General features: G+C 59.3%; 22 protein-coding genes. 14 read left to right on the top strand and 8 right to left on the bottom strand.

The window, feature by feature from the left end; translation table 11 throughout:
- The first annotated feature begins 2 nt into the window (after positions 1-2).
- From JJO78_RS15435 to JJO78_RS15420, 4 genes are all read left to right on the top strand, one after another.
- Entirely contained in the window at positions 3-1,322 is a 1,320-nt protein-coding gene (locus tag JJO78_RS15435) for a glycerophosphodiester phosphodiesterase family protein (protein ID WP_041335470.1), read from the top strand.
- 103 nt (positions 1,323-1,425) lie between these two features.
- On the top strand, positions 1,426-2,334 hold the full coding sequence (locus tag JJO78_RS15430; protein WP_041335473.1) for an esterase/lipase family protein: 909 nt from the start codon (positions 1,426-1,428) through the stop codon (positions 2,332-2,334).
- Positions 2,331-2,618 (top strand): hypothetical protein, encoded by a 288-nt coding sequence (locus tag JJO78_RS15425; RefSeq protein WP_051947076.1) that lies wholly within the window; start codon positions 2,331-2,333, stop codon positions 2,616-2,618. The genes JJO78_RS15430 and JJO78_RS15425 overlap by 4 nt, the downstream gene beginning before the upstream one ends.
- Before the next feature lie 150 nt (positions 2,619-2,768).
- Positions 2,769-3,347, top strand: coding sequence for a porin family protein (locus JJO78_RS15420; protein ID WP_036211188.1), 579 nt, complete (start codon positions 2,769-2,771; stop codon positions 3,345-3,347).
- A 73-nt stretch (positions 3,348-3,420) separates the two neighbouring features.
- Here JJO78_RS15420 and cysK read toward each other — a convergent pair whose 3' ends face one another.
- Together cysK and JJO78_RS15410 are read right to left on the bottom strand one after the other, a co-directional pair.
- Positions 3,421-4,392 carry a cysteine synthase A gene (gene cysK, locus JJO78_RS15415; protein ID WP_075195618.1) on the bottom strand — a complete coding sequence of 324 codons (972 nt, stop codon included), beginning with the start codon at positions 4,390-4,392 and terminating at the stop codon, positions 3,421-3,423.
- Between the two features lie 47 nt (positions 4,393-4,439).
- A complete protein-coding gene (locus JJO78_RS15410) occupies positions 4,440-7,373 on the bottom strand; it encodes a transporter substrate-binding domain-containing diguanylate cyclase (protein WP_273624000.1) in 2,934 nt (977 codons plus the stop codon).
- Positions 7,374-7,430: 57 nt separating this feature from the next.
- On the opposite strand from JJO78_RS15410, the gene JJO78_RS15405 reads away from it, so the two are divergent.
- Positions 7,431-8,243: a hypothetical protein gene (locus tag JJO78_RS15405; protein ID WP_227517844.1), complete on the top strand. Its 813-nt coding sequence runs from the start codon at positions 7,431-7,433 to the stop codon at positions 8,241-8,243.
- On the opposite strand, the gene JJO78_RS15400 is transcribed toward JJO78_RS15405, so the two are convergent.
- On the bottom strand, positions 8,236-8,676 hold the full coding sequence (locus tag JJO78_RS15400) for a methylglyoxal synthase (protein WP_007154894.1): 441 nt from the start codon (positions 8,674-8,676) through the stop codon (positions 8,236-8,238). The two genes, JJO78_RS15405 and JJO78_RS15400, sit on opposite strands and share 8 nt — an antisense overlap.
- 89 nt (positions 8,677-8,765) lie before the next feature.
- Between JJO78_RS15400 and JJO78_RS15395 the strand changes: the two genes are divergently transcribed.
- Positions 8,766-9,554 carry an ATP-binding protein gene (locus tag JJO78_RS15395; RefSeq protein ID WP_036211178.1) on the top strand — a complete coding sequence of 263 codons (789 nt, stop codon included), beginning with the start codon at positions 8,766-8,768 and terminating at the stop codon, positions 9,552-9,554.
- Between the two features lie 8 nt (positions 9,555-9,562).
- Here the strand turns inward: JJO78_RS15395 and JJO78_RS15390 are convergent, their stop codons facing one another.
- From JJO78_RS15390 to pdsR, 3 genes are all read right to left on the bottom strand, one after another.
- Entirely contained in the window at positions 9,563-10,873 is a 1,311-nt protein-coding gene (locus JJO78_RS15390; RefSeq protein ID WP_273623999.1) for a DUF3422 family protein, read from the bottom strand.
- 82 nt (positions 10,874-10,955) lie between these two features.
- A complete protein-coding gene (locus tag JJO78_RS15385) occupies positions 10,956-12,980 on the bottom strand; it encodes an ATP-binding protein (RefSeq protein WP_273623998.1) in 2,025 nt (674 codons plus the stop codon).
- A gap of 3 nt (positions 12,981-12,983) precedes the next feature.
- Positions 12,984-13,685 (bottom strand): proteobacterial dedicated sortase system response regulator, encoded by a 702-nt coding sequence (gene pdsR, locus JJO78_RS15380; RefSeq protein WP_036211169.1) that lies wholly within the window; start codon positions 13,683-13,685, stop codon positions 12,984-12,986.
- Positions 13,686-13,898: 213 nt separating this feature from the next.
- On the opposite strand from pdsR, the gene JJO78_RS15375 reads away from it, so the two are divergent.
- From JJO78_RS15375 to JJO78_RS15355, 5 genes are all read left to right on the top strand, one after another.
- Entirely contained in the window at positions 13,899-16,055 is a 2,157-nt protein-coding gene (locus tag JJO78_RS15375; protein WP_273623997.1) for a marine proteobacterial sortase target protein, read from the top strand.
- A complete protein-coding gene (locus JJO78_RS15370) occupies positions 16,052-16,663 on the top strand; it encodes a class GN sortase (protein ID WP_036211163.1) in 612 nt (203 codons plus the stop codon). The genes JJO78_RS15375 and JJO78_RS15370 overlap by 4 nt, the downstream gene beginning before the upstream one ends.
- 47 nt (positions 16,664-16,710) lie before the next feature.
- Positions 16,711-17,421, top strand: a complete 711-nt coding sequence (locus JJO78_RS15365; RefSeq protein WP_075195623.1) for a lysophospholipid acyltransferase family protein — start codon at positions 16,711-16,713, stop codon at positions 17,419-17,421.
- A 103-nt stretch (positions 17,422-17,524) separates the two neighbouring features.
- A complete protein-coding gene (locus JJO78_RS15360) occupies positions 17,525-17,767 on the top strand; it encodes a GlsB/YeaQ/YmgE family stress response membrane protein (protein ID WP_007154902.1) in 243 nt (80 codons plus the stop codon).
- A gap of 2 nt (positions 17,768-17,769) precedes the next feature.
- Positions 17,770-18,171, top strand: a complete 402-nt coding sequence (locus tag JJO78_RS15355; protein ID WP_036211157.1) for an MAPEG family protein — start codon at positions 17,770-17,772, stop codon at positions 18,169-18,171.
- 54 nt (positions 18,172-18,225) lie between these two features.
- Here the strand turns inward: JJO78_RS15355 and JJO78_RS15350 are convergent, their stop codons facing one another.
- Entirely contained in the window at positions 18,226-18,672 is a 447-nt protein-coding gene (locus JJO78_RS15350; protein WP_041335485.1) for an OmpA family protein, read from the bottom strand.
- Between the two features lie 334 nt (positions 18,673-19,006).
- Here JJO78_RS15350 and JJO78_RS15345 point away from each other — a divergent pair, with 334 nt between their 5' ends.
- Positions 19,007-20,455, top strand: a complete 1,449-nt coding sequence (locus JJO78_RS15345) for a rhomboid family intramembrane serine protease (RefSeq protein WP_036211151.1) — start codon at positions 19,007-19,009, stop codon at positions 20,453-20,455.
- Positions 20,456-20,589: 134 nt separating this feature from the next.
- On the opposite strand, the gene JJO78_RS15340 is transcribed toward JJO78_RS15345, so the two are convergent.
- Positions 20,590-22,044 carry a hypothetical protein gene (locus JJO78_RS15340; protein ID WP_036211148.1) on the bottom strand — a complete coding sequence of 485 codons (1,455 nt, stop codon included), beginning with the start codon at positions 22,042-22,044 and terminating at the stop codon, positions 20,590-20,592.
- Between the two features lie 118 nt (positions 22,045-22,162).
- Between JJO78_RS15340 and JJO78_RS15335 the strand changes: the two genes are divergently transcribed.
- Both JJO78_RS15335 and acnA read left to right on the top strand, forming a co-directional pair.
- Positions 22,163-23,992, top strand: coding sequence for an ABC transporter ATP-binding protein (locus tag JJO78_RS15335; RefSeq protein WP_228210016.1), 1,830 nt, complete (start codon positions 22,163-22,165; stop codon positions 23,990-23,992).
- Between the two features lie 201 nt (positions 23,993-24,193).
- Complete coding sequence (gene acnA, locus JJO78_RS15330; RefSeq protein WP_228210017.1) at positions 24,194-26,953, top strand: aconitate hydratase AcnA; 2,760 nt, start codon at positions 24,194-24,196, stop codon at positions 26,951-26,953.
- Positions 26,954-26,983 lie beyond the last annotated feature (30 nt).

Genomic DNA, 26,983 nt, shown 5'->3' with positions numbered 1-26,983 from the left:
TTATGAAGTTACGCACGTTACTGGTTATGGCATTACTGATGTCTCTATTCTCTGCCGCCCATGCGGCACCGGATTGGCATGGCAAGGAGGATCGTTGGACTCCGCCAGGCCTTGAAAAATGGCACGACAAGTGGCCGGATCTGAAGGACAGACATCACCGGGGTAAACGCGAGGTCCATCTGGGGCCGCGCCCGTTCTGGCTGGTGGAAGACATGGATGAGGGGCGCCTGAAAGACCGGCTCCAGTCCTGCCGCGCCGACAAAATCCGTCCTACGGATTTCTCCATCGGCCATCGGGGTGCGCCGTTGCAGTTCCCGGAACACACGCTTGAATCCTATGTTGCGGCCGCCCAGATGGGGGCTGGCATCCTGGAGTGCGATGTTGCCTTTACCAAGGATCGGGAGCTGGTTTGCCGTCACGCACAGAATGATCTCCATACCACCACCAACATCGTGACGATTCCGGAACTGAACGCCAAGTGTACGCAGCCGTTTGTCCCGGCGGACCCGGCAAGTGGCACTGAGGCGCAGGCAGAATGCCGCACCAGCGATATCACGCTGGAGGAGTTCAAGTCACTGGAAGGCAAGATGGACGCCTTCAACCCCATGGCAACCACGCCGGAGGAGTACCTGGAAGGCACGGCAGACTGGCGCACGGAGCTTTACAGCAGTCGCGGCACCCTGTTGACCCATAAAGAGAGCATCGAACTCTTTAAACGACTGGGTGTGAAGTTCACGCCGGAACTGAAAACGCCGGTGGTTGAGATGCCCTATGAGGGCGACTACAGCCAGGAAGATTACGCCCGCCAGATGATTCAGGATTACGTTGAAGCCGGCGTGAACCCGAGGGATGTCTGGCCGCAGTCGTTCCTGCTGGATGATGTACTGTTCTGGGTCAATGAAACGCCGCGGTTTGGACGACAGGCTGTGTTTCTGGATCAGGAGCCGCTGACACCGGAGAATTCCTCCCTGGCGTGGATGGAAAGCCTGTCTGCGCAAGGCGTGAATATCCTGGCCCCCGCATTGTGGAAAATGTTGACCCTGGATGGCCACCAGCAGATCGTGCCGTCGGACTACGCTGAAAACGCCAAGGCAGCGGGGCTGGATATGATCGCCTGGACGGTCGAGCGTAGTGGTCCGTTGGCCAATGGCGGGGGTTGGTATCACCAGACCATCACCGACGCCATCAATAACGACGGCGACGTGTTCAATGTGATTGACGTGCTGGCCCGGGAGGTTGGGGTGATTGGTATCTTCTCGGACTGGCCGGCCACCACCACTTTCTACGCCAACTGCATGGGGCTTGCCGGCCGGGGCCATTGAAGGTCAGTTGCCTCGACGCCGTAAACTGGTGAAAATTCAGCCAATCGTTAATGCCGTTATCGGAGTAGACTGGTGATAACTCATCAAACGGTAGCGGTTGTGCATGGATACAGACACCAGTCCGGTGTGGCAAAGACACGCCTCGGCCATCCTCAGCGGGTTCCTTGGGGACTGGCTTGAGGCGCGAAACAACCCTTTGGCGGTGCCCATGGAGTTCTTCCACGGGCGCTCGCCCATTGACTTGTCGGCACCCGCAGTGGAGTCGCCCGGTTCGACACTGTGCCTGTCCATACATGGTTTGATGGAACTGGAGACGGTTTGGGACCTTCCGGGGCAAGCCGATACTCACTACGGGTCCCTACTGGCTGACGAAGGACGCTCCATCACACCGCTTACCCTTCGCTACAACACCGGCCGACCGATTTATCGCAATGGCGAAGACCTTGCCGAGCTTCTGGAAACCCTGATCCGCCGTTGGCCGGTGCCAGTTGAGCGAATTATTCTGATGGGCCACAGTATGGGCGGGTTGCTGATTCGCAGTGCCTGCCATCATGGTCAGTATCTAGCTCACCGCTGGGTTGAGAAACTCACCGACTGTGTCTACATCGGTTCGCCACACGATGGTTCCTGGCTGGCAAAAGGCGCGAAGGCCACAGCCGACCTGATGAACCGGGCACCACGGGATTACCTGCGCGTGGTGGGTGAGGTGATCGATCTGCGCAGTGAGGGTATTCGCAATCTGTCCCGCGGGGAGGTTGTTCATGGGAATGAGGGCGAACCTCCTCTGCTACCCGGAACCCGGCATTACGTTGTCTGTGGCCTGCTGGCGCGATCCCGTCAACATCCGATCAACGCCCTGTTTGGAGATGCGCTGGTGCATGAATCCAGTGCTCGTGGCCATGAGCGGAGGGGCTGGACACTCAGTGGTGTCGCCAGCTTCCCCGGCGTTGACCATATCCGTCTGGCCCATCACCCGGATGTGGCCAGCCAACTGAAGGAGTGGCTGTTATGAGCGAACATAATCGCAATTGGTGGGCTGGCGTTGCCGATATAACAGCCAGTGGCCTCAATCACGGCGCTCTCAAAGTGGAGCGTATTCATCTGTCGATTGCGGATGAAACCTTCAATATTCTGCAACGGGTGCCGATTGCCCGGCCCTGGAGTGAGGCTGTTCGCTCCATCCACCACGGCATTTCCCGTCTCTCCTATCGCAGCGTTTCGCTGGCGGCTGCCAGTCTTGAAGCATCCGTGAAATACATCAATGCGCCGAAAAATTGCAAAGCTGACATTAACTAACATGAAAATGAGGTGAACAGACCGTATTGTGCATTTAACCCACATCCCGCCAATTTGTAGGTAGCCTGAGTTCAGGTAATCGGTATGACGCTTTACCGGTTAATCCAACAGGAAATCAATCATTTCCGAACTCAGAAGGATGGATGCGATATGAGCTATAAATCCGGTTTTGCCTATGTAACGGTTCTGGCCTCGGCCATGCTGGCCGCCCCGGTTGTATCAGCCCAGGACAACACCGATCGCGACAGCTCCGGTGTATATCTGAGCGGCAGTTATGGTGGCTACAAAGCCCATGGTGGCGAGTTTGATGATGAAAACGATCTGTTCGGCGTGGGGCTGGGCTACCAGTTCAACCAGTTCTTCGCCCTGGAAGCCGAGTACATTGATTTCGGCAACTTTGGCGACGATGACGTCGATGGCAAGTTGAAGGGTACTTCCCTTGGCCTGATCGGGCGGCTGCCTTTGACAGATACCTTTGGTGTTTATGCTAAGGCTGGCGCATTTGCTTCGTCGTTCGATGTAGACGCGTTTGACGAAAGTGAGACCTACGATGAGGTCAATCCATTTGTCGGTGCCGGTGTTGATTTCCGGGTCACCGAACAGTTGACGGCGTTTGCGGAATACAACCGCTACAACGTTGATATCGACGAAGACGACTTCAATGGCCAGGTCACCAATGACGGGCCGGACTTCGATACCGGTCGTGTTGGTATGCGTTTCCAGTTCTAACGTAAGTACCTGAAAAACCCGGGGCGGTTCTGGCCCCGGGCTTTTTATCAGCTTCTCTGCAATACCTACCGTATTACTGAACGTTTTCCAGCTCGCCAAACCGCTCTGCGAACAGCGCTGACGACAGGTAGCGCTCGGCGGAATCCGGCAGAACCACCACGATATTCTTGCCCTTGAATTCCGGCAGCTTTCCGATTCTGACCGCAGCCACAACCGCTGCACCACAGGATATACCACAGAGGATGCCTTCCTCCTGCATCAACCGGTGCGCCATGTCCATGGCGTCCTGATTGCTGACTTTTTCCACCCGGTCCACCAGGTCCATGTCCAGGTTGCCCGGAATGAAGCCGGCGCCAATGCCCTGGATCTTGTGGGGTGCTGGTGTTTGGTCCTGACCGCCGCGGGCCTGAGTGATGATTGGCGAGTCTTCCGGCTCCACGGCAACGGTGGTGATGGCCTTGCCTTTGGTATTGCGGATGTAACGGGTTACGCCGGTCAGGGTGCCGCCGGTACCAACCCCGGACACGAATATGTCGATGGCACCGTCGGTATCGTTCCAGATTTCGGGCCCGGTGGTGTCCTCGTGGATGCGGGGGTTGGCCGGGTTCTCGAACTGCTGTGGCATGAAGCAGTTGTCCGGGTCTTCAGCAACGATCTCTTCGGCCTTGGCGATGGCGCCTTTCATGCCCTTCGCCGGCTCCGTAAGCACCAGTTCCGCCCCCATGGCCTTCAGTACTTTGCGGCGCTCCAGGCTCATGGATGACGGCATGGTCAGTTTCAGCTTGTAGCCTCTCGCAGCAGCGACGAAAGCCAGCGCGATGCCAGTGTTACCGCTGGTGGGCTCGACGATCGTCATGCCGGGTTTGAGAGCGCCACGCTTTTCCGCATCCCAGATCATGGCGGAACCGATCCGGCACTTCACGGAATAGGCCGGGTTGCGCCCTTCAATCTTGGCCCAGATGGTGGCCCCTTCGTTGACCCGATTAAGCTTGACCAGCGGGGTATTGCCGATCGACAGCGAGTTGTCTTCGTAGATCTTAGCCATGGTGTCGTCTCCTTTGCGTTTTCCCTGTCGCAAAAGGATAGCATCAGCTAGCCCCGTCTGGCTGCCTGATCTTCAGTGGTCAGAGCTTCCAGGCGGTTGCGGCCGTTTTGCTTGGCGAGATACAGCGCCTTGTCTGCCAGCCGAAGGAATTCTGCCGGCACCGTGTCCTTGCTGGGTGTGCCAGTGGCCAGGCCGATGCTTACAGTAAAGCGGATCTGTTCGTCGTCGCAGCAGGTGGTTAGCCCCGCCAGACCCTCGCGGAATGCTTCCAGCCGCGAAACCAGCTCATCACGGTCGCTGAAGCTGGTGAACATCACAAACTCCTCACCGCCGAACCGGGTAAGGCGGTCTGTGTCACGCCGAAAGTGAGAGCGCATGGTATCTGCCAGCGCCACCAGACAACGGTCGCCCGCGTCGTGGCCGTAGGTGTCGTTGATTTCCTTGAAATGGTCCGCGTCCACCATCGCCACGGCAAAGCCGGCTCCGTGTCGTTGACACCAATGGAAGCTCTTGCTGAACTCACGGTCGAAATAGCTGCGATTGCCGATCTGGGTCAGGTCGTCCGTTACGCTGAGATGCGCAAGGCGGTCATTGGCCGCAGCGAGTTCATGATTCAGACGCCCGAGTTTGCGGTTCCAATAGAACAGCAACCCCAAGAGCACCACGGCACCCATGATGAGCTGGAATACCAGGGTGTAGTCGACGGTCTGTTCCAGTTTGAGTCCTGCCCATTGTTGTTCAATGGTTTTAAGCTCCGCTTCCGTCAGGCTGGACACCAATTTTTGCATGATGTTGAAGAGTTCGGGCTGGTCATTCCGGGTGGCGACCCCCAGGGTCCAGTCTGCGGGAATTCGCCCGAGCACTTTCAGGTCCGCCAAACCCAGCTCCTGCATGTTGTAGCTGGCGGTGGACAGAGTGCCAAGGTACCCCGCCAGCTTCCGTTCCTGAACCATGCGCAGTCCGGTTTGTTCGCTGGGCACTTCCACCAGATTGAGGCCGGGATTGGTTGTCCTCAGCAGTTCCAGAAAAGCGTAGTCCTTTACCACGCCGACCGGCCGGTCCCCCATGTCGTCCAGTGTATTGATGTAGGGGGCTTCCACACGTCCCAGAAGCACGCTGGGAATCTGGATATAGGGTTTTGTGAAATTCAGGTATTCAAGCCGCTCCGGTGTTTCCATGGCCATGGAAAGCATGTCGCAGTGTCGGTTTTTGACTGCCTTTATGGACTCGGACCAGCTGTCTACGGGAAGAGGGGTGAATGTGATATTGGAACGATTCGCAAACAGGGCGAAGATGTCGGCGGAAATACCGAGGTGTTTATCGTTTTCGCTGAGGCCCTCCAGTGGCAGCCAGTCAGGGTCTACGCAGATGGTCAGTTGTCGGTTGCGGTCGGCCAGCCAGGCCTGTTCGGCATCGGAGAACGTTAACGGGCCGGTGGCCGGTGTCCGGTTACGACGGGCGGAAGCGCCAAGCCAGCGATTCTCGATAGTGCGCATTTCCGTTGGGCTGATGGCCTCCAATGCGGCGTCCATTATAGAGGCGAGCGGCTCAAGAGCGGGACGCACGCCAAAGCGCAGGTCTTCTCCCGGCATGCCATCAAGGGTCATTTCGCCGGCAATATTCACTCCGGCAATGCGAAGCTCCCTCACCCAGTAGTTTCCGTTTGGCAGGGCTGCCAAGGCAACATCGACGGAGCCCTCAGCCAGAGCCCGGAACATGGCCTGCTGGGAGGTGAAAGCGAACACATTGTCGCCCAATGCCTCACGAAGGGGTCCCTCGTAGTAAATACCTGAACCAATAGCGACCTTCAGTCCCTGCAAGTCTGCTGGCGAGCTGAATGCCAGATTCTTATCCAGAGTGAAGGCGACGTTGGGAATGGTATGGTAGGGCCGGGTGAACCGTATGAACGCTTCGCGTTCGTCGGTTTTCGAGATATTGGCCATGATATCAATGTCACGGTCCATAAACTGGGGGTACAGTTCCGACCATTGCCCGGGCACCGGTACGATTTGCAGGCCGGTCAGATCCGATATCCGGTTCAGCACGTCAACGGACAGTCCTTGCAACGCGTCTGCGTCGTGAAAGCTGAAGGGCGCATAGTCACTCATAAAGCCCACCCGTACCGGGCCGACCTCACTGATGTAGTGCTGATGGGCATCACTCAGGGTAAAACCCGACGATTCAGCAATGCTGGTCCCGCCGTATTCCTGCCACCGCTTGAACAGTTCCTCAATGCGCTTATCGGGAATGGCAGCCAGGCCGCTGCTGACCACGTCAAACAACTCATCGTTTGATTTCAGAACGCCAAGTCGAAAGTCTTCTTTCGACCATTCTCCCAACGGTGCGGGGCCAGCAATCTCCAAAAACCGGAAGCCGGCCTCGTTAGCGTAATAGTTCAGGGTCAGTTCAGGACCGATGATGCCGTCCACCCAGCCGAAGGCCAGTGCCCGGACCAGGCCAGGAATGGAATCGTAGGTGACGAGCGACAAGCCCGCCGTTTCAAGTGCATCGCGGAAATAGGCGTCACGCACAACGCCAATACGGTAGTCATTGAGGGATCCCGGGGAATCAATGTCTTTGAGCGGGTTGGCTGGGTCATGCATCAGATGCATCTGGCGAATGTGGTACGGCTCGGTAAACTGTATGGTTCTGGCGCGGCCGTCGTTGTATGAAATTCCTTCGATAACGTCGATGTCGCCGCGCTGGAATGCACCGAACACTTCGGGCCAACTGCCTGCCCGAAACTCAATGTCCAATCCTGACTGGCTAGCCACCTCCCGGACTATATCGATAGAGAAGCCGGAGGCTGTGCGGCCCGCCATGGACGTGTAAGGTTTGTTGTCGGCCACAATGCCAACGGAGATGGGTTCTTTTACAGAGGGCCAGGCAGGCATCGATAGGAAGGTGAGCGCCAGTACACCGAAAATGCTAGCAAGCAGTGTGATCAGAGATGGCCTTTGCCAGGCAATTACAGCGCTCATCGGGTGATTCACAATTCTGTGGTGATTAACTAGTGAGTGTAGTCGTTGGCGGGTTATTTGCCCAATGACGAGGTGATTCGTGGCCTGCGATTGCTGGTGCGTGATGGTAGGATGTCGCCACCTCAGTACGTTATGGGAACGACCATGGGCCTTTTGTTTGAACAGATCGACAGCCAACCCTCATCATTGGGAGAGATCACGCTTCGCCGCCGTCGCATTCCGGCGCTGGGTGACCGGGATATCTATGAGGTGAAGCTGGGTGAAGAGTTTCTCATGTCCAGCATGTTTGTGGACGCGGAAGTAGCCCTGGCGGACCTGGGCCTGAACGCCGTCGAGGGCGAACAGCTTAAGGTGGTGGTCGGCGGCCTGGGGCTGGGCTACACCGCAGAAGCGGCCCTCAAACATGAGCGCGTGAGCGAGCTGCTGGTCGTGGATGCCCTAGACACCGTCATCCACTGGCATCAGCAGGAAAAGGTTCCGTTGGGTAAAGTGTTGAATGCCGACCCACGTTGTCGCTATGTGTTGGGCAGTTTCTTCGATCTGGCGGTATCGGAATCCGGTTTCGATACCGAAACCCCGGGCAGGGTGTTTGACGCCATCCTGCTGGACATTGACCACTCCCCCAGGGCCCTCCTGAATGAGTCCAATGCCAGCTTCTACAATGCTGAAAGCTTAGGCGGAATGGCGGCCCATCTGCGCCCTGGCGGCGTTTTCGCCATGTGGTCCAACGACCCGCCGGACGAGCCGTTCATGGACGTGTTGCGAACTCTGTTCACGGATGTGGATGCGAAGGTGGTGTCGTTCTACAACCCGTTCCAGAATCGGGAGTCCACCAACACGGTGTTCCTGGCCAGAAAGCCGCTCAGTTGACCGAGCGGCCGGTGTAGCTGGAGAAATCCGGCCTTTGCGGCTGGTGCTGATCATCCGTCATATAGGCGGATGTCAGGATGAACTCTGCGGTGGCCCGGTTGCAGGCGACGGGAATGTTCCACAATGCAGCAATGCGTAGCAGGGCCTTGATGTCCGGGTCGTGTGGCTGGGGTTCCAGCGGGTCCCAGAAGAACACCAGCAGGTCAATTTCCCCTTCCGCGATCTTGGCGCCAATTTGCTGGTCGCCTCCGAGCGGGCCACTGAGCAGGCAATGGATGTCGTCCCGGCCCAGGTTTTCCTTGAGCAACCGGCCAGTGGTGCCGGAGGCGTAGAGTCGGAGGGAGGCAAAGCGTGTCTGGTTGTCGGCGACCCAGTCCACCAGTTCTCTCTTTTTGTTGTCGTGGGCGACCAGAGCGACGGATTTAACGGCCATTTGCGGTAAAGTCTCCTTTGTGGGGTGTGTCCGGTATAGGGCTCCAGTGTTTCATATTCGTGATAAACGCGGAACAGGAAATAGGTGTTATGTCGACAGATCACGCCATCAACTGGGCAGAGACGCCCGCCGCCGTGTGGCGCCGCCACCGTCAGGGTCTGAGGGCCATTCGGCGGCTCGACCCGGTGGGTTGGGCCGACCTGACCGGCATCGAGCGACAGCAGGCTGCCCTGGCCCGTAACACCGAGCGCTTCCTGGCCGGTGAACCCTCGAACAATACGCTGCTCTGGGGAGCCCGGGGCACCGGCAAATCATCGCTGATCAAGGCGCTGCTTAACCGGTATCGGGAGCAGGGGCTACGGATGATCGAGGTGGACAAGGACGATCTGGTGAACCTGCCGGAGATCGTCGACGACATCGCTGAATTGCCTTGGCGGTTCGTGATCTTCTGCGATGATCTATCGTTTGAAGTAGGTGAGTCGGGTTACAAGGCGTTGAAAAGTGTGCTGGAAGGCTCGCTCGAGCTGCCGCCTGAGAACGTCAGGGTGTACGCCACCTCCAACCGCCGGCACCTGATGCCGGAATTCATGGACGATAACCTGAAAAGCGAGATGCGCGGCGGCGAACTCCATCCGGCGGAGGCCATCGAGGAGCAGGTATCCCTGGCGGACCGGTTTGGGCTGCAGTTGTCGTTCTATGGTTTTCCCCAGGATGTATACCTGCAGGCCATTGATGCCCTGTTTCCCCAAGTGAGTGATCGCGAGGCGTTGCATCTTGAGGCCATTCGCTTTGCCACCAGCCGTGGTGCCCGTAACGGCCGCACGGCGCAGCAGTTCTACCGCCAGTTTGCCGGCGACCCGGATGCCTTTGGCCAGTAGGCAACTGGTTACTGCCGCCGCGCCAGCCTGATGAACCGGTGGTGAATCATCCGCACGCCGATGAACACCAGGCCCAGCACAACCGGTATGGCAATGCCCAGAACCATCGAGGTGTTGACGTCGAATCCGGCGTCATCGGCGGACTCCAGCGCCAGCTTCAGCAGTGCCAGCAGGTAGTAGCTGATGACCACCACGGAAAACCCTTCCACTGTGTGCTGCATCATCAACTGGATTTTTGAGCGCCGGTCCATGGAGCTCAACAACTGTTGGTTCTGGCTCTGGATGGCCAGCTCCACCCGTGTACGCACCATGTCCGAGGCCCGGTCCACTCTGCGCGACAGGTCCTCCAGGCGTTCCTTCACCGATTCGCAGGTTTCCACCGCCGGTGTCAGCCGCCGGGTCATGAACTCGGTGATGGTGAGGTGTCCCGACAGCTCATCTTCCCGCAGCTCTTCCAGGCGGGTCAGCACCAGCTGGTGATAGGCCCGTGTCGCCGAGAAGCGAAAGGTGGCATGGGCGCGGAAGGCTTCGATGCGAGCCGCAATGTTGGTCAGAACCGCCAATACCTCACGTTCGTCGATGCCCTGGTTGTCCGCCAGGGACTGGGTTATCACCGCCAGTTGCTGGTCCATGTCGTTCAGCGAGGGTGTCATCTCCCGTGCCAGTGGCAGCGACAGCAATGACATCAGGCGATAGGTTTCGATTTCCATCAGGCGTTGGGTCAGCCGGCCGAGCTGGCTGTCGGACATGTCCCGGTTGAGAACCATGAAGCGCCCAAACCCATCGCTATGAAGTCGGAAGGTGCCCCACACCCGGGCCTTCCCTTCCCAGGGGCTGCTGCCCACCAGTCGTTCTCCCTCGAACCAGTGGCGGATTTGCGCCAGGTCGGTTTCCGGGCCGTTTGAGGCTTGCTGCAGGTCAATATGAAAGGCGGCCACAACGGTGCCGGTGAGCTTCTCGAGCCATCCCTTGGGCAGCGACGAGATGCCGGTATCCTGGAAGGGCTGATGGTCGTCCCCAATACCCAGATTGATAAACGTGTAGGAGGCAAACTCCATGTGCATTTCACGTCGGATACGCAGGGAGCCAAAGGTGGCCTCGTAGCAGCTGACGTCCTCCCGCGGCTCGGGTTGCCCCAGCATGATATGCAGGTCCTGCCAATGGCGGAACTGGTCGGCCCGCTGCTCCGGGGTGGTTATCAGGGCAATGTGGGTAACCTGTGCCGGGCATGGCAGCACGTGGAACGGGCGGGAATGGAGCTCGTTGTAGAGCTCTGCCCGAAGAGGGTGCAGATCCAGCTGTGTGAGCGGCGGGTTCAAGGCTTGGTCCTTTGACGACGATTGAGGGGCCTACAACGGAACAATAAAGGCTCGCGGGTCGTTCCGAAAGACGACTTGTGGCTTACGACTCTGGTCGCGGGCGGGACGGCAAAAGCACTGTAAAACGCACGCCACCGGTATCGTCGCTGGCCATCACCTGGCCGTTGTGGTGCTCGGCAATCAACCTGACGATCAACAGGCCCTGGCCCAGGTGTCCTTCCTGATGGCCGGTTCGCACGGACACGAAGGGGCTGAAAATGTCACTGGCGAGGTTCTCCGGCAGAGCGGAACCTTCATTGAACACGCTCAGTTCCAGTTGTCGGGCGTTCTGCGTCAGCCGTATTTCAATGTTTCCCTGCTCTGGTGTGAAATCCCGGGCATTGTCCACCAGTTTGTCCAGAAGCTGCACCAGCAATTCCGGGGAACCGTGGCATAGACAACCGTTGGCCGGTCCGATGTAGTGAATACGGTGGTCGGGGTCCAGTTCCTGATAGGCGAGGGTGGTCTGGGAGGCGACTTCGGCCAGGTCAAAGGTTTCCTTTTCGGCGTGGTCAAAGCTTTGCTCCAGCCGGGCTGCCTCGCTCATCCCTTGTAGTATCTGGCTGAGACGATCCGTGGCGGAGCGGGCTCGTTCGATGTAACTGGCCTGATCAGCCGGGTCTGTGGTTTGCCCCAGATTCTCCAGGGAAGACCGCACCACCGCCACGGGGGTTTTCAGTTCGTGGGACAGGCGCCGGGAGAAGCTCTCCAGATAGTCTGTGTAGCCCTGAAGGCGGTCCACCATTTGGCTGAATTGTCGTGACAGGTCGCCCAGTTCGTCCTTCGCTTTTGCGGGTGGCAGCGTGCCCAATACGCGGCCGTCGTCGTCAATGCTGGCGCTGACCGCCCGCTGCAGCCGGGTAATGCGCCAGGACAGCCAACTGGCGTAACCCAGTAGAACCAGCATCAGGCCGATGATCAATAACACGCTGCGGGAAATGACCGAACCAAGGGTGCTGCCGGACAACGCCAGCAATTGGTCCAGTGATTCTTCCAGCACTAGCATCCGGCCATCGCCCAATGATTGTTTCACCAGCATGTAGGTGTCGCCGTCCCGGTGACGAACCAGCCCCTGTGATGGCAGTTCCCCGGCGTCCATGCGATGGGTTTCCGCATTTAGTTGTGAAGGCTCGGGCTGGTAGAAGCTCACCAGTGCCCGCAGGCCGTTGAGGCTGATGCGTTCCAGGATCTGCAGTGGGCTGAGGCTGTCGAATTCGGCCTCGTCGGTTTCGGAGTCGCGTGTCTGGCGAGCAATCACCCAGCCGTCCGGCTCCAGAACCCAGGTGCCCTGGCCCGGAGCAATCATGGCCGCAAGTCGGTTTTCGAGTTGTGGCATTCGGGTGACGATGTGCGCTGAGGTGGGGCCAGCAGAGACGCGCCCATCACCGGTGGCTACCGGCTTCTCCGTAGGCCATGTCACCTGGAAACCAAGGCGGGACGAGGGTGCCGGACGCGGCATTCTCAATTCAGCCTGGTAGCCGTTGCTGACCGCCTGCCAGTAGCCGCTGATGCGATAGTCGGTTGCCCCTTCGCGCTCCGGGTCAATCGCATTGATGGCCCCTGGCGCCTGTGTTCGGATCAGGCGCCGCGTCGTGTGCTTATCGCCGATAACCTGGAGTTGGATCTGGTCATGGGGTTGGCGGGGTTTGCCGGGGTTGAAGAAGTCAGCGGTTCTGCCGCTGACACGAATCAGGAGGTAGAGATGGGTTTGATCGACGGCTGCCTGCCAGGATAACTCGGGTCCGTCTTTGTCGATGGCCTGTTGTGTGCCTTGCCACTGCTGTCGGGATTCTTCCTCATCATATCCGGGCCAGTCGTCGCCGTAGCCATCCAGATTCGGGCTGCGGGACAGGAGGTCAGCGTAGATAACGTTGGTACCCGCAGCAACCGTTGGGGTCCCGGCAAGTTGTTCTGCTGCAAAACCGGCCGTGCGTCCGGCCTGGCTCTGCAATTGACGAGCGGCCTGGTCACGCAGGGCCTGGTCCAGCTCCAGCACGAACTGCAGGCCCGCCCAGGGAATCAGCAGCATCAACAGGCTGGCAATGAAGAGTTGGCGCTTAAGGGTCAAAACTCAGGCCTCATGGGCGTTCCAGCGGTAACCCATGCCGTAGGCGGTGTGAATGCCATCGAAGGCGTCGTCGATTTGCAGGAACTTGCGGCGTATACGTTTGATATGTGAGGTCACCGTATTGTCGTCCAGTACTGTGCTGGCGGCTTCCATCAGCTGGTCGCGGCTGCGAACGTGGCCCGGGTGCTGAACCAGGGAATGCAGCATCCAGAATTCGGTGACGGTCAGGTCGATGGGCTGGTCATTCCATTCTGCCGTCATGCGGTCCACGTTTAATGCCAGGCGGCCACGGTGCACCACTTCATCCGGTTGCTTCAGGGCCTCGGCCCAGGCATCTGCCCTGCGCAGCAGAGCGGTAACCCGGGCCAGCAGGTGGTCCATGCTCATATCCTTGGTGACATAGTCATCGGCACCCAGTCGCAGGCCGTGAACGGAATCGATGTCGCTGTCGCGGGCGGTCAGGAAGATGATCGGCAGGGTTTTGGACAGGCTGCGCAGGTCCTGGCACAGGGTAAAGCCGCCCTCGGGCTCATCGCCCAGTCCCACGTCGATAATGGCCAGGTCCGGCAGGGCGGTGCGCAATACCTGGAAGGCACTGTTGCGGTCACCATAGGCAGACACCCGGTATCCCCGGCGCTCGAACGCGTCACGGTAGTTTTCCCGGATGGCGGGTTCATCTTCAATCAGCACGATGTGTCGCTTCATAGCCTGCAACCATTCCCCTGTTTGTACGGGTTCCTATTTAACCATGGCCTGTGGCCAGAACAAGGTAAAGCAGAGGGTTTGCCACAATTCATCATTTTTTCATCGCCGGATCGCCAGATTGTGGCACCGGATCGCCGCTTCCATGGGCTGAAATAGTCGCCAGTTGCCACCAGGCGTGCTTTTTCAACCACAGTGATACAAGGAAGCGAAACAATGCTGTTGACCAACCTGGGACCCTATTCATCAACCTCCCCGAATGGCGGGCGGCAGATTGCCGGTAGTATCACAGGGAGCAAGATCTCCCCTCGGCTGCGACGCTGGCTGGAGGGCATTTCCCTGTGGCTGGCAGTGCTGCTTTTCCTGTTTGTACACCCGGTGTACGCAGAGGCCTCCGAAACCGGACGCGAAGGCGCCGGTGAGTTTCATTTTGTCGATGATGCCGGCCAGCGACTGGGCTCGGCAACCCTGTTGAACACAGACTACAACGTAACTGTCAGCGGTCTTATCGCCGACACCCGCTTGCGCCAGAGCTTCCGTAATACCAGTCAGCAGTGGCGGGAAGGCGTGTTCGTGTTCCCGTTGCCGGAAAATGCGAACGTATACGGCATGACCATGACCGCTGGCGAGCGGGTGATTGTCGGCGAGATTCACGAAAAGCAGGAGGCCAAACGCCAGTACGCCAAGGCGAAGGAGGAAGGCCGTAAGGTCGCCCGTGTAGACCAGCAACGGCCCAACCTGTTCACCACCCGTATGGCGAATATCCCCCCCGGAGAAACCATCACGGTTGAACTCAACTACCAGCAGGCGGTGCGTTACCAGTCCGGCGAGTTCGAACTGCGCCTGCCCACCACGCTGACACCGCGCTACATGCCTGGCCAGGCACTGGACAACGAGCCGGCGCAGTGGTCGGGTGGTTGGGCGACGCCCACCACGGCAGTGCCGGATGCCGACCAGATCAGCCCGTTCACGGTGCGGCCCGACGATGTGGGCCCGGATAGCCATCGCGCAACCATTGCCCTGGAAATCAACGCCGGCCTACCGGTAAGCCGTGTGTCGAGCCCCAGTCATCGAGTGACCAGTACCTGGAACGGCAACACCGTGGATGTGGCGCCGGAATCCCGAGCTGTGCTTATGGACCGTGATCTTATCGTGCGCTGGGCGCCTGCCCGGGGTATGGAGCCCGCAGCCGCCGTTTTCCAGGAGCAGTGGCAGGGTGAGGACTACCTGCTGGCGTTAGTGGTGCCCGGCGTCAATGGAAAACAGCGCCTGCCAAGGGAGCTGGTGTTCGTGATCGACACCTCTGGTTCCATGGCTGGCGAGTCCATCCGTCAGGCCCGGCAGGCGTTGTTGCGGGGGCTGGAGACACTCGATGCCGATGATCGTTTCAACGTTATCCAGTTCAACAGTCAGACCCACTCACTGTTTATGGAGGCGGTTCCCGCCAGTGGCAACAACCTTGCCCGGGCACGTCGTTACGTGAAAGGGCTGAACGCCGATGGTGGCACCGAGATGGCCTCGGCTCTGGATGCCGCGCTTGAGATGACCGGTGATGGTGGCGAGGAGTCCCGCGCCAGGGTCAGGCAGGTGGTGTTTATTACCGATGGAGCTGTCGGTAATGAAAGCGCGCTCTTCGGGAAAATTCGTGATGGGCTGGGCAGCAGTCGGCTGTTCACCGTAGGCATCGGTTCTGCCCCCAACATGCACTTCATGCGTGAAGCTGCACGCTATGGCCGCGGTACCTACACCGCCATCAGTGACCTGTCGGACGTGGCCCGCCCGCTGGACGAGCTGTTCGGTAAGATGGAGGCGCCGGTGTTGACCGATATCGCAGTGAGTTGGCCGGGCCAGGCCGCTGCAACCGAAGCCTTCCCTGACCGAATTGGCGATCTGTTCAGGGGGGAGCCCATGGTGCAGGTTGTGCGCGGCCTGCCGGCTGAAGGCGCACTCGACGTTTCCGGGCGTCTTCCGGATGGCAGTCAATGGCAACAGTCGTTGAGCCTCGAACAGGCCGCCAACGGCAAGGGCCTGCATCGTCATTGGGCAAAACAGAAAATCGATAGCCTGATGGACAGTGGGCTGACCGGCCAGATTGATGATGACGCGCGCCAGCATGTGATCCGTTTGGGGCTGGAACATCAGTTGATGACAAAGTACACCAGCTTCCTGGCCCAGGACAAAACCCCGTCCAGACCGTCTCAGGAGGCGCTGGAAACCGACAGCGTGCCCACACTGCTGCCCGCCGGGAGCCAGGGCACGATGTTGCGATACCCCCAGACTGCAACCATGTCTCCACTGCTGATCGCCATTGGCCTGATTGGGCTGATGTTCTCGGCCGCGATCACGCTCCTGAAGCGGAGGGTATACCCATGAACCGATTGATTCTCCTGTTGGCGACGACGTTCGCGACTGTCCTGGCGGTCGGCCTGTGGATTCCGTTCAAGGCCCTGGTGGCGCAGGAGCTTCTGGAGCTGGCCTGGGCTGAAAGCCAGGCGCGGCAGCAGGAAACCCGGCCCTGGCCCTGGGCAGACACCTGGCCAGTGGCCCGCCTGATGGTGCCTGAAACCGGCCAGTCACTGATCGTGCTGGACGGCGCGCACGGTGAAAGCCTGGCCTTTGGGCCGGGGCAGGTGGTGGGCAACGACGGCCGGGCGGGCCCGGTAGTAATTGCGGGCCACCGCGATACGCATTTCCGGGGGCTACAGCATCTGGAAACCGGCAGCCGGGTAAAGTTGCAGGATCGCGATGGCGACTGGCGTTCATTCCGGGTGGACCGTATTCGCGTTGTCGATAGCCGGCACGAGCAAATCAATACCGCACAACTGCCCAGGGATTCGCTGTTGCTGGTGACCTGTTATCCCTTCGATGGCCTTGAGAACAACGGTCCGCTACGCTATGTGGTGGAGGCCACAGCCGAGCCCCTGGTGACGGCCAATAAAGCCGATAACGCCCTGGCCCGGGAGGCTGTTGCCGGAACCTGATTTTGGCGTACACTTGTGCGCCAAAAATTGCATCAGGGTTGTCGTTAATGGGAATGCCAAGAAAACTGCTGGCCTGGCTGATGGTGCCGGTCATCTGTCTGTTTGCACTGGTTCTGTATGTCGCCCGGCCATTCAATCCGGACAACAACCGCTTGCTGGCACGAACGATTGCCCGCGTCGGTCGTTTGCTCCTGGGCATGGAGCGCCCTCTGGAAGGGGCCGACAACATGCCGCAGGACCGGCCCACGGTCGTTATTGCCAATCACCAGCACAACGATGACCTGTTCGTGATGGGGGATTTGCTGCCGCCCCGCACCGTCACGGTAGGCAAGTCGTCGCTGATATGGATCCCGTTTTTTGGCCAGGTGTTCTGGCTCGGAGGCAATGTCATCCTCAACCGGGGACGCTCCCACAAGGCTGTTGCGGTGATGCAGGCGACCAGCGAAGCGATCAGCCGTGACCGCAAGAGCCTCTGGGTCTTTCCAGAGGGTACCCGCAGCCGCGGCCGGGGCCTGCAATCATTCAAGAAAGGGGCTTTTCACGCCGCCATTGCCTCCGGTGCGCCCATCACCATGGTCTGCGCCAGCCAGTACTATGATCGTACCCTGGGGTGGTCCGGCCGCCGCGAACCGGTGGCTATCCGGGTGCTTCCGCCGGTTGAAACCGCAGGACTCACGGTTGCGGATATTCCCCAGTTGATGGCCCAGTGCCGCCAGCAAATGGAAGCGGCCATCGCGGACCTCGAACCTACCGCCTGAACGTGTCCCACGAAACTGCCCGCCTCCCTGCGGAAGTGCTTGAAGCGCCGGGTAAAACAGGGCAGTCTTTCGGGGACTGTTTCGCTGCTCGGAGATGCATGCAATGAATCTGATTCTGTTCCTGATTATTGGTGGTGTGGCCGGTTGGCTGGCCGGCCTGATCATGAAGGGCCGAGGCTTCGGCGTACTGGCTAACATCGGTATCGGTATTGTCGGGTCCGTTCTGGGCGGTTTCGTTTTCCGCCTGCTGGGCCTGGCTGCGCAGGGCGCCATTGGTGAACTGGTTACCGCCACAGTGGGTGCCGTGTTGCTGCTGGCGGTTGTCAGCGCGATCAAGAAGGCCTGATCATGATCGTACCTGTCTCTGCCGTTTTCGCAGCCGTTCTCGGGCTGTTGCTGCTGGTGTTGTCGGGAATGGTTTCCCGTTTCCGCCTGAAATATAAAAAGAGCCTGGGTGTCACCGACGACCGGGACTTCCAGGCGGCTGTCCGCGCCCAGGCGAACCTGGTGGAATACGCCCCCTTGGGGCTGGTGATGCTTGCGATTGCCGAGTTGAACGGTGTTCCCAGCGGGCTGGTGTACTGGACCGGAATGGCCTTTGTGGTGGGGCGTGTGTTGCATGCCTTCGGCATGATCAATGGCCGGGGCGGCCCCCATATTGCCCGTATGGCAGGCATTCTGTTGACCTGGATTGGCATCCTCGCCATTGCCGTGTTGCTACTCTGGAACGTGTTCCAGGTTTACGGCTGAGTCTCCTGCGGGGGCGACGCAGCCCCCGGATCTTCTATTTGCAAGGCCGGGCTCCTAGAGCGCCCGCGCCATTTCCATGGTGACGTATTCCAGTTCCAGCCGGCGGTTGGCGGCGTGGTCTTCCGGCCGCGCCAGCGGGCGATCGCTGCCCCAGCCGCTCACCAGAATCTGGCTTTCCCTGACGCCCTCGCGAATCAGTACTTTCGCCGCGCTGCTGGCCCGCAGGCGGGACAGGAAATGGTTGTATTCACTAACGCCGAAATTATCGGCATGGCCATGGATCCGCACCGTAGCGCCCGGGTTGTGTCGCAGGTAGAGCGCGTGCTGGCGCAGAATGGTCAGGTCCTGCTCATCCAGTCGATGCTTGTTGAAACCGTAATGGAACCGCAGCCGATGAGGTTTGCGGGGTGTGCCGTCCGATGCCAGTGAGGGCATTGGCAGGCCTGATTCGATGGCCGCTCTGGCAAGTAGATCCGGATTGTCCAGTATGAGTACAGTCATGGCAGTTTCCTTGGTTGCACGTCCTGTTTTTCTTGTTGTCCCGGCAACTATTGGCTGTGGCCGGGACAACGGCAATTGGCGATTGGTCGAAACCCATACTCCGTGCTCGTTTCGAGCATCGTGCGATTCGCCCCTTTGCGGCTGCCCTGATTGAATGTCATTTGTATGACCATCGTGTGACAACCGCAGAGTAGCCTGTTTGTGGTGCCGCGCACAGTTTGTTTTGCCCGTGGCCGGCTAAACCGCTTCAGGATTCATTACAACGCGAAAAACTGGCCATGCTGTGGTAAAAAGCACCTCTCAAGAGACAAATTATGATGAATTGTGACGGCCCATGCTGATTATCCCCGCCGAAAACACCGTGAACTGGAAGCGCCCGCCCTGGGTTACCCTCGGGCTGATCACGACTTGCCTGCTGGTATTCTTCTTTTACCAGGGCGACGACAACCGGCTGATTGAAGAAGCGGTTGAGCAGTATCTGGAATCGGACCTGAAGTCTTTGGAAGCCCCGGTATACGAGGACTACCTCGAGCGCCAGATTGAGTTTGAAGACAATCAGAATCGGGTCTACGACCTGCAGAACTTCCAGCAACTGCAAGAAGAGGGCGGGGACTTGTGGGTTGCCTACAGCCTGCTGGCGGACCATGAGTTTTACCAGTACATGCTGCAGAACCGGGACAGGCTCTGGGCGCCGGCCGAGCGCCGCCTATGGCTGAAGCAGCGGGGGGACATTCAGACCCAACTGATGGACAGGCTCAGCGCCAATCAGCTGGGGCTGGTGCCAGCGGAATTTTCCCTCTACACGCTGATTACCTACCAATTCCTCCACGGCGGCTGGGGCCATATTATTGGCAACCTGGTGTTCCTGTTCCTGCTGGGGTTCACCGTCGAGAAGGCCCTGGGGGCAGGGCGTTTCCTGCTGGCATACCTGTTGTGTGGCGCTCTGTCGGGTGTGGTGTTCACCGCGTTTTCCATGGGCAGTCACATACCCCTGGTGGGTGCATCCGGGTCTATCTCCGGGCTCATGGGCATGTACGTGGCCATCTACGGGTTGCAGAGAATCCGCTTCTTCTATTTCGTTGGTGTGTACTTCAATTATTTTCGCGCCCCGGCGTTGGCGATCCTGCCCGTGTGGTTGGGCAAGGAAATCTACGATTACTGGTTCGCCGGAGCCACGGGCATTGCCTACATGGCCCACGCGGGTGGCCTGGTGGCCGGCGCGGGTATGGTCTGGCTGCTGGGCAAGAGCTGGTTGCAGGTGAAGGAAGAGTTTTTCGAACCAGAGGAAGATGAGCAGGACGAGCGTTTCACCACCGGCTACAGTCAGGCCATGGCCAGCCTCGGCCGCATGGATTTCGACCTGGCCCGGCGCCAGTTCGAGGCGCTGAGAGAGCACTACCCGGACCGCACTATCCTGTTGGAGCACTTATATCAGCTGGCGAAACTGCGCCCGGACCTGCCGCAATATCGCGAGCGGACGCAGGAATTGATGAACGAGTCCCTTAGCCGGCGCCAGCCCGAGCGGATGGTCGAAATCTGGCAGGAGTACCTGGGCAAAGGCGAGGGCCATGCCCCGCTCGACGCAGAGGACCACAACCGGGTGTTGTTCACCTGCCTTCGTAATGACGACCTGAAAGCCGCGGAGAAAGCCTTCGAACGCCTGCGCAGTGCCGGTGATCAGCTCCTGGCCAGCGAAGCCTGCCGCTTGCTGGCCGAGGAGTTCGAAAAGCGCGAGATGACGCCCAAGGCTCGCCACTACAGGCAGTTGTTACAAGAAGGCTAGCTCACGGTTGGACGGCCGATTGTTGGGGAGACTTTTCCAAAACACGCTGTGAATACATCCATGTACGCTCGGCTCCGCCATCCATGGCTACGCACGGTTTTGGAAAAGCCTCCCCAACAATCAGCCTGACTCCCTTACTCCTGAACTGCGAAAGAAGCCTTCGGGCCTTTCAATGGCTCCCGGTTCTCAACCTGCTGCAGGTACACATCGACCTGCTCGTGCAAAGGATGGTTCAGACAGCGTTTCTTGACGAAATTCAGGAACGCCGACGCTTTTTCCCACTGCCCCAGACCATTCGCCAGCGCCTGAGCGACCAGCAGATAGGCCGGTGCCAGTTCCTCGCTGTCCGGGAAACGCTTGTGGAAGTCCTGCAGTAACTTCAGCGCCGGTTTGAAATGCCCGCGCTGATACAGGCAACGGGCGCAGCGCACTGACAGCTCGGGGTCCTCCAGCCGGAACCCTGGCTCCACAGTTTCTATAGCCGCCAACAACGCCGCTATACCCTCGCCGTCGTTCCGTTCCGCCAGCATGTTCAGCAATCGGGGGTGATACCGATACAGCTCCGGAATATCATTACGGGCGGTCAGCAGCTGATGCAACTGCCCTAACCGAAAGGCGTTCTGGGAATCCCGTTTCAGGGCTTCCTTGAGCATCGACTGGACCCGGTCGTAGTTGCCGTCCTTCAGATTCATGTCAATGTCGGCGTCAAACCGATGGGTGCGGTCGCGGTTCTGCATTTCGCCGGCGTTTTCGTCATCCTGCAGATCGCTGGCAAAGCCCAGCTCCTCCTGGTACTGGAACAGCAGGTAACCCAGCATGTGAAACAGGATCAGCGTAAAGGTGCTGTTGAGAAAACCCGCCAGTGTACGGGCAACACCCGGAGCGAAGTGGGTGAGGGCGAAATCCTGGGCTGCCCCGGACGCCAGGGTCAGCAGGATCAGGTAGCCATACAGCAGGAAATAGGGCGTGCCGATGCGCGAGATCAGCACCGCCAGGTTCATGGGGTTCACCGCGGCCATGACCGAGCGCTCCATGGCCAGCACCATGATGCTGGCGGGCAGGGCCAGTATCACGAAGGCCACGGCCAGGAACATCAACAGCGGCCCGCCAACCATGGCAGCGGCCGCTACCATGCCGCCCATAAGCGCAAACACCAGTAGCTGCAGGATCACAATGTCAAACCCGCTGCCGGTAAATGCCACTGCTACCGGAGGCGGTTTCATATGACCCTCGGCGGTGTGGCTGATAACGGCATAGGTATACTTCAGCAGTGCCAGGGCCAGCACCAGCGTGATGATCAGGCCGATGAGATTGCCGCTGACGACCAAGGGCACCAGCGTACAAATGGCAATAACCATCAGCGGATCGGTGTGGAACGGGTAGCGGAAGAAAGCACCGATCCGGTTCCAGAATGGCACGGCCTCCGTGGCGGCACCGAGATAGCGCATGGCACGGCTGCAGTGGGGGCACAAGGCGTGTTGTTTTCGGGTGTCCGCATCCGGCATGCAACGGGTGCAGTAGTGTATCTGGCAGTCACCGCAATGCCATTTTGCGGGTTCGCCGGGGTGGTAATGGCAGTCGTGTTTCACAATGGGCCCGGTTCTGGTACATCGAGGGTTTGAGAGGCAATGATGGCAGAAGGTCGGGTAGACTGTCACCGAATTTGCAGCGTACCAGTGTGGGTGGCATCGCATTAACGGAGGTTTCTTGGAGCAGGCGGCGGATCTGAACGCAGTCGGGCCGGACAGCACGGGTCGCAACGACAACCGGTACACCTGGCGGGGTATTCTGTCCCTGGCCCTCAAACACAAGCCGCGGCTGGTGAGAGCGAATATGCTCGCCATACTGGCCACGGTGGTCAGCGTGCCTATTCCCCTGCTGTTGCCGGTACTGGTGGACGAAGTGCTGCTTGATGAGGCCGGCCCGGTGCTGCCCGTGATGCAGGCGATGCTGCCCGAAGCATGGCACCTGCCAGTGGTTTACATCGGCCTGATGGTGGTAGCAGCGTTTCTGCTAAGGTCGTTGTCGCTCACCTTCAACGTGCTCCAGTCCCGTGAGTTCTCCAAGATTTCCAAGGATGTGGTGTTTCGTATCCGTTCCCGGCTGCTGGGTCGGCTGCAGCGGGTGGCCATGTCGGAGTACGAAACCCGTGGCTCGGGCGGCATCACCAGTCATTTCATCACCGACCTGGACACCATCGATCAGTTCCTGGGTACCACCATCAGCCGTTTCCTGGTGGCGAGCCTGACCGTCACCGGAACCGCCATCGTGCTGATGTGGGTTCACTGGCAATTGGGGCTACTGATCCTGCTGTTCAATCCTCTGGTGATCTTCGCCACCATGCTCATTGGCAAGCGGGTCAAGGAGCTCAAACGTCAGGAGAATAGCGCCTACGAGGATTTTCAGGGCGACCTGACGGAAACCCTGGACGCGATCCACCAGCTCAGGGCGGCTAACCGGGAACAGCACTACCTGCGCCAGCTGATCAGCCGCGCCCGCACGGTTCGCGACCACGCCATACAGTTTGAATGGCGCAGCGACGCCGCCACCCGCGCCAGCTTTGCGCTGTTCCAGTTTGGTGTCGACACCTTCCGCGCGGCGGCGATGGTGACGGTCCTGTTCAGCGACCTGAGCATCGGCATGATGTTCGCCATCTTCGGCTACCTGTGGTTTATGCTCACGCCGGTACAGGAAATGCTGAATATGCAGTACGCCTGGTTCGCCGCCAATGCGGCGTTGGGGCGAATCAACCGCTTGCTGGAGCTGGAGGAGGAGCCCCGTTACCCGGCGCTGGAAAACCCCTTCAGGGATCGTCACACCGTTGGCCTGACTCTGAAGGACATCCACTTCAGCTACGGTGAGGAATCCGTGCTCAAGGGCATTGACCTTCACCTTGAACCGGGAGAGAAAGTCGCGGTTGTGGGCGCCAGTGGCGGCGGAAAATCCACTCTGGTACAGGTCATTCTGGGGATGTACACACCGCAGCAGGGGCAGGTGCTGCTGGGTGGTGTGCCGGTCCAGCGCATCGGGCTCCCGTGTCTGCGGGAGAACGTGGCCACCGTGCTGCAGCACCCGGCCCTGTTCAACGACACCGTGCGACAGAACCTCACCCTGGGCCGGGACAAGACCGACGCCGAACTGTGGCAGGCCCTGGCCATCGCGCAACTGGACGGGACCGTGGCGGACATGCCTCAGCAACTGGATACCATGATTGGCCGCCAGGGGGTGCGTTTGTCCGGTGGCCAGCGCCAGCGGCTGGCCATTGCCCGTATGGTGTTGTCGGATCCCTCCGTGGTGATCCTGGATGAGGCCACCTCCGCCCTGGACGCCGAAACCGAGTTTCAGCTGCATCAGGATCTGGAGGCTTTCCTGCGTCAACGCACCACCCTGATCATTGCCCATCGTCTGAGTGCCGTGAAACAGGCCGACCGTGTTTACGTTTTCGAGGACGGCTTCATCACCGAGGAAGGGCATCATGACGAGCTGATCGCCCGCCAGGGGCTCTATGCTCAGCTTTATGGGGATCGTCAGGCCTGAGGGCGATAGGGGTATTCACCGCCGCAATATCGAACATTCACGGAACCGCAGTTGAAGTCTGGTCAATCGGTGCAATAGTTATAGGAGACTTTCAAAATCAGGGTCTTTGCATCAGTCTATTGCCATCCGCGGTCAGTACGCTGATGCAAAGGCTACTGCTAAGCCTTCCGAAATCTTCGGATCATCAAAAGGAGGCACCTCATGTCGAAACAAAGCCTGAGTAAAGACAGTCTCAATACCCTTTCCAGCCTGGAGGCTGGCGGCAAGACCTATCACTATTACAGCCTGCCCAAGGCTGCCGACACCCTTGGCAACATCGACAAGTTGCCGTTTTCCCTGAAGGTGTTGCTGGAAAATCTGCTGCGCAACGAAGACGACGCCACCGTGGACCGGGGCCATATCGATGCGATGGTTCATTGGATGAAAGACCGTAAATCCGATACCGAAATCCAGTTTCGTCCTGCCCGTGTGCTGATGCAGGACTTCACCGGTGTCCCCGGTGTGGTGGATCTGGCGGCCATGCGAGAAGCGGTCAAGGCAGCCGGCAAGGACCCGGCAATGATCAATCCGCTGTCGCCGGTGGATCTGGTGATCGACCACTCGGTGATGGTGGACAAGTACGGTGACCCATCAGCCTTCAAGGACAACGTTACCATCGAGATGGAACGCAATCAGGAACGCTATGAGTTCCTGCGTTGGGGCCAGCAGGCGTTCGACAATTTCCGCGTGGTGCCGCCTGGGACCGGTATCTGTCACCAGGTGAACCTGGAGTATCTGGGTAAGACCGTGTGGAGCAAGGACCAGGACGGAAAAACCATCGCCTACCCGGACACCCTGGTGGGAACAGACTCACACACCACCATGATCAACGGCCTTGGCATCCTCGGCTGGGGTGTGGGTGGTATCGAAGCGGAAGCGGCCATGCTGGGCCAGCCTGTGTCCATGCTGATTCCGGAAGTGGTCGGCTTCAAGATTACCGGCAAGCTGCGCGAAGGCATTACCGCAACGGATCTGGTACTGACCGTCACCGAAATGCTGCGCAAGAAAGGTGTCGTGGGTAAATTCGTGGAATTCTACGGTGACGGCCTGAAAGACATGCCCGTCGCGGACCGTGCCACCATTGCCAACATGGCGCCGGAATACGGGGCTACCTGTGGTTTCTTCCCGGTGGACGAGCAAACCATCAAATACATGCAGCTGACCGGCCGCGAAGACGACCAGCTTGAGCTGGTGGAAGCCTATGCGAAAGCCCAGGGCCTCTGGCGCCAGCCCGGCCAGGAGCCGGTGTACACCGACACCCTGGAACTTGATATGGGTGACGTCGAGGCCAGCCTCGCCGGCCCCAAGCGCCCGCAGGACCGGGTTGCCCTGAAGAACATGAAGGCCTCGTTTGAACTGCTGATGGAAACCGCCGAAGGCCCGTCAGAGTCCCGCGAAGGCAAACTGGAATCGGAAGGCGGGCAGACCGCCGTTGGTGTCCAGGACAGCTACGAACACGCCGCCAGTCAGCCGCTGGAAATGAACGGTGAAAAGACACGGCTGGACCCCGGCGCGGTGGTCATCGCAGCAATCACCTCCTGCACCAATACGTCCAACCCCAGCGTGATGATGGCTGCGGGCCTGATTGCCCAGAAAGCGGTCGCAAGGGGGCTGGATACCAAACCCTGGGTGAAAACCTCCCTGGCACCGGGCTCCAAGGTGGTGACCGATTACCTGAAGGTGGGTGGTTTCCAGGACGACCTCAACAAGCTTGGTTTCAACCTGGTGGGTTATGGTTGCACCACCTGTATCGGTAACTCCGGCCCGTTGCCGGATGCCGTTGAGAAGGCCATTGCCGATGGTGATCTTACCGTGGCCTCGGTGCTTTCCGGTAACCGTAACTTCGAGGGTCGGGTGCACCCACTGGTGAAAACCAACTGGTTGGCCTCACCACCGCTGGTAGTGGCCTATGCCCTGGCAGGCAACGTGCGCCTGGATCTTTCCAAGGATCCTCTGGGCGAAGACAAAAACGGGAAGCCTGTGTACCTGAAGGACCTGTGGCCGAGCCAGCAGGAAATCGCCGAAGCGGTCGAGAAGGTGAAAACCGACATGTTCCATAAGGAGTATGCGGAAGTCTTTGACGGCGATGCCACCTGGAAGGCCATCAAGGTACCGGAAAGCAAGGTGTACGAGTGGTCCGACAAGTCCACCTACATCCAGCACCCGCCGTTCTTCCAAGGCCTGAAGGAAGAGCCGGACGCCATCGATGATATCAAGGACGCGAACATTCTGGCGCTGTTGGGTGACTCCGTCACCACCGACCATATTTCACCGGCCGGGTCGTTCAAAGCCGACAGCCCGGCGGGGAAATACCTGCAGGAGCGGGGTGTGGAACCGAAAGATTTCAACTCCTACGGTTCGCGCCGGGGCAACCACGAAGTGATGATGCGTGGCACCTTCGCCAACGTGCGCATCCGGAACGAGATGCTGGACGGCGTTGAGGGTGGATTCACCAAACACATCCCCACTGGCGAGCAGATGCCGATCTACGATGCGGCCATGAAGTATCAGGAAGAGGACACCCCCCTGGTGGTCATTGCCGGCAAGGAATACGGCACTGGCTCCAGCCGTGACTGGGCTGCGAAAGGTACCCGCTTGCTGGGCGTGAAGGCCGTGGTTGCCGAGTCCTACGAGCGTATCCACCGCTCCAACCTGATCGGTATGGGCGTGATGCCGCTGCAGTTCAAGGACGGGGTCGACCGCAAGAGCCTGAAGCTGACGGGCGAGGAAACCATCAGCATCAAGGGCCTGTCCGGTGACATCAAGCCGGGTCAGACACTCGAAATGACGGTGACCTATCCGGACGGCAAGACCGAGACCTGTGAACTACTGTCCCGGATCGACACCGCCAACGAAGCGGTTTATTACCGCCACGGCGGTATCCTGCACTACGTCGTGCGGGAGATGCTCAAGTCGGCGTGACTGTTTGGTCTGGCGTTGGTCTGGCAGGGC

The organism is Marinobacter sp. DS40M6 (assembly GCF_028581595.1).
In the GTDB taxonomy this organism is placed as follows: Bacteria; Pseudomonadota; Gammaproteobacteria; order Pseudomonadales; family Oleiphilaceae; genus Marinobacter; species Marinobacter salarius.
The sequence above is the reverse complement of the archived record's forward strand: the minus strand, read 5'-3'. Positions and strand labels throughout refer to the sequence as shown.

Coding starts and splice junctions, on each gene's coding strand:
- JJO78_RS15350 (WP_041335485.1), bottom strand. CDS start 18,672: ATGACTGTACTCATACTGGACAATCCGGATCTACTTGCCAGAGCGGCC.
- JJO78_RS15370 (WP_036211163.1), top strand. CDS start 16,052: ATGAACCGATTGATTCTCCTGTTGGCGACGACGTTCGCGACTGTCCTG.
- acnA (WP_228210017.1), top strand. CDS start 24,194: ATGTCGAAACAAAGCCTGAGTAAAGACAGTCTCAATACCCTTTCCAGC.
- JJO78_RS15435 (WP_041335470.1), top strand. CDS start 3: ATGAAGTTACGCACGTTACTGGTTATGGCATTACTGATGTCTCTATTC.
- JJO78_RS15355 (WP_036211157.1), top strand. CDS start 17,770: ATGATCGTACCTGTCTCTGCCGTTTTCGCAGCCGTTCTCGGGCTGTTG.
- pdsR (WP_036211169.1), bottom strand. CDS start 13,685: ATGAAGCGACACATCGTGCTGATTGAAGATGAACCCGCCATCCGGGAA.
- JJO78_RS15430 (WP_041335473.1), top strand. CDS start 1,426: ATGGATACAGACACCAGTCCGGTGTGGCAAAGACACGCCTCGGCCATC.
- cysK (WP_075195618.1), bottom strand. CDS start 4,392: ATGGCTAAGATCTACGAAGACAACTCGCTGTCGATCGGCAATACCCCG.
- JJO78_RS15365 (WP_075195623.1), top strand. CDS start 16,711: ATGGGAATGCCAAGAAAACTGCTGGCCTGGCTGATGGTGCCGGTCATC.
- JJO78_RS15360 (WP_007154902.1), top strand. CDS start 17,525: ATGAATCTGATTCTGTTCCTGATTATTGGTGGTGTGGCCGGTTGGCTG.
- JJO78_RS15410 (WP_273624000.1), bottom strand. CDS start 7,373: ATGAGCGCTGTAATTGCCTGGCAAAGGCCATCTCTGATCACACTGCTT.
- JJO78_RS15345 (WP_036211151.1), top strand. CDS start 19,007: ATGCTGATTATCCCCGCCGAAAACACCGTGAACTGGAAGCGCCCGCCC.
- JJO78_RS15400 (WP_007154894.1), bottom strand. CDS start 8,676: ATGGCCGTTAAATCCGTCGCTCTGGTCGCCCACGACAACAAAAAGAGA.
- JJO78_RS15395 (WP_036211178.1), top strand. CDS start 8,766: ATGTCGACAGATCACGCCATCAACTGGGCAGAGACGCCCGCCGCCGTG.
- JJO78_RS15420 (WP_036211188.1), top strand. CDS start 2,769: ATGAGCTATAAATCCGGTTTTGCCTATGTAACGGTTCTGGCCTCGGCC.
- JJO78_RS15425 (WP_051947076.1), top strand. CDS start 2,331: ATGAGCGAACATAATCGCAATTGGTGGGCTGGCGTTGCCGATATAACA.
- JJO78_RS15375 (WP_273623997.1), top strand. CDS start 13,899: ATGCTGTTGACCAACCTGGGACCCTATTCATCAACCTCCCCGAATGGC.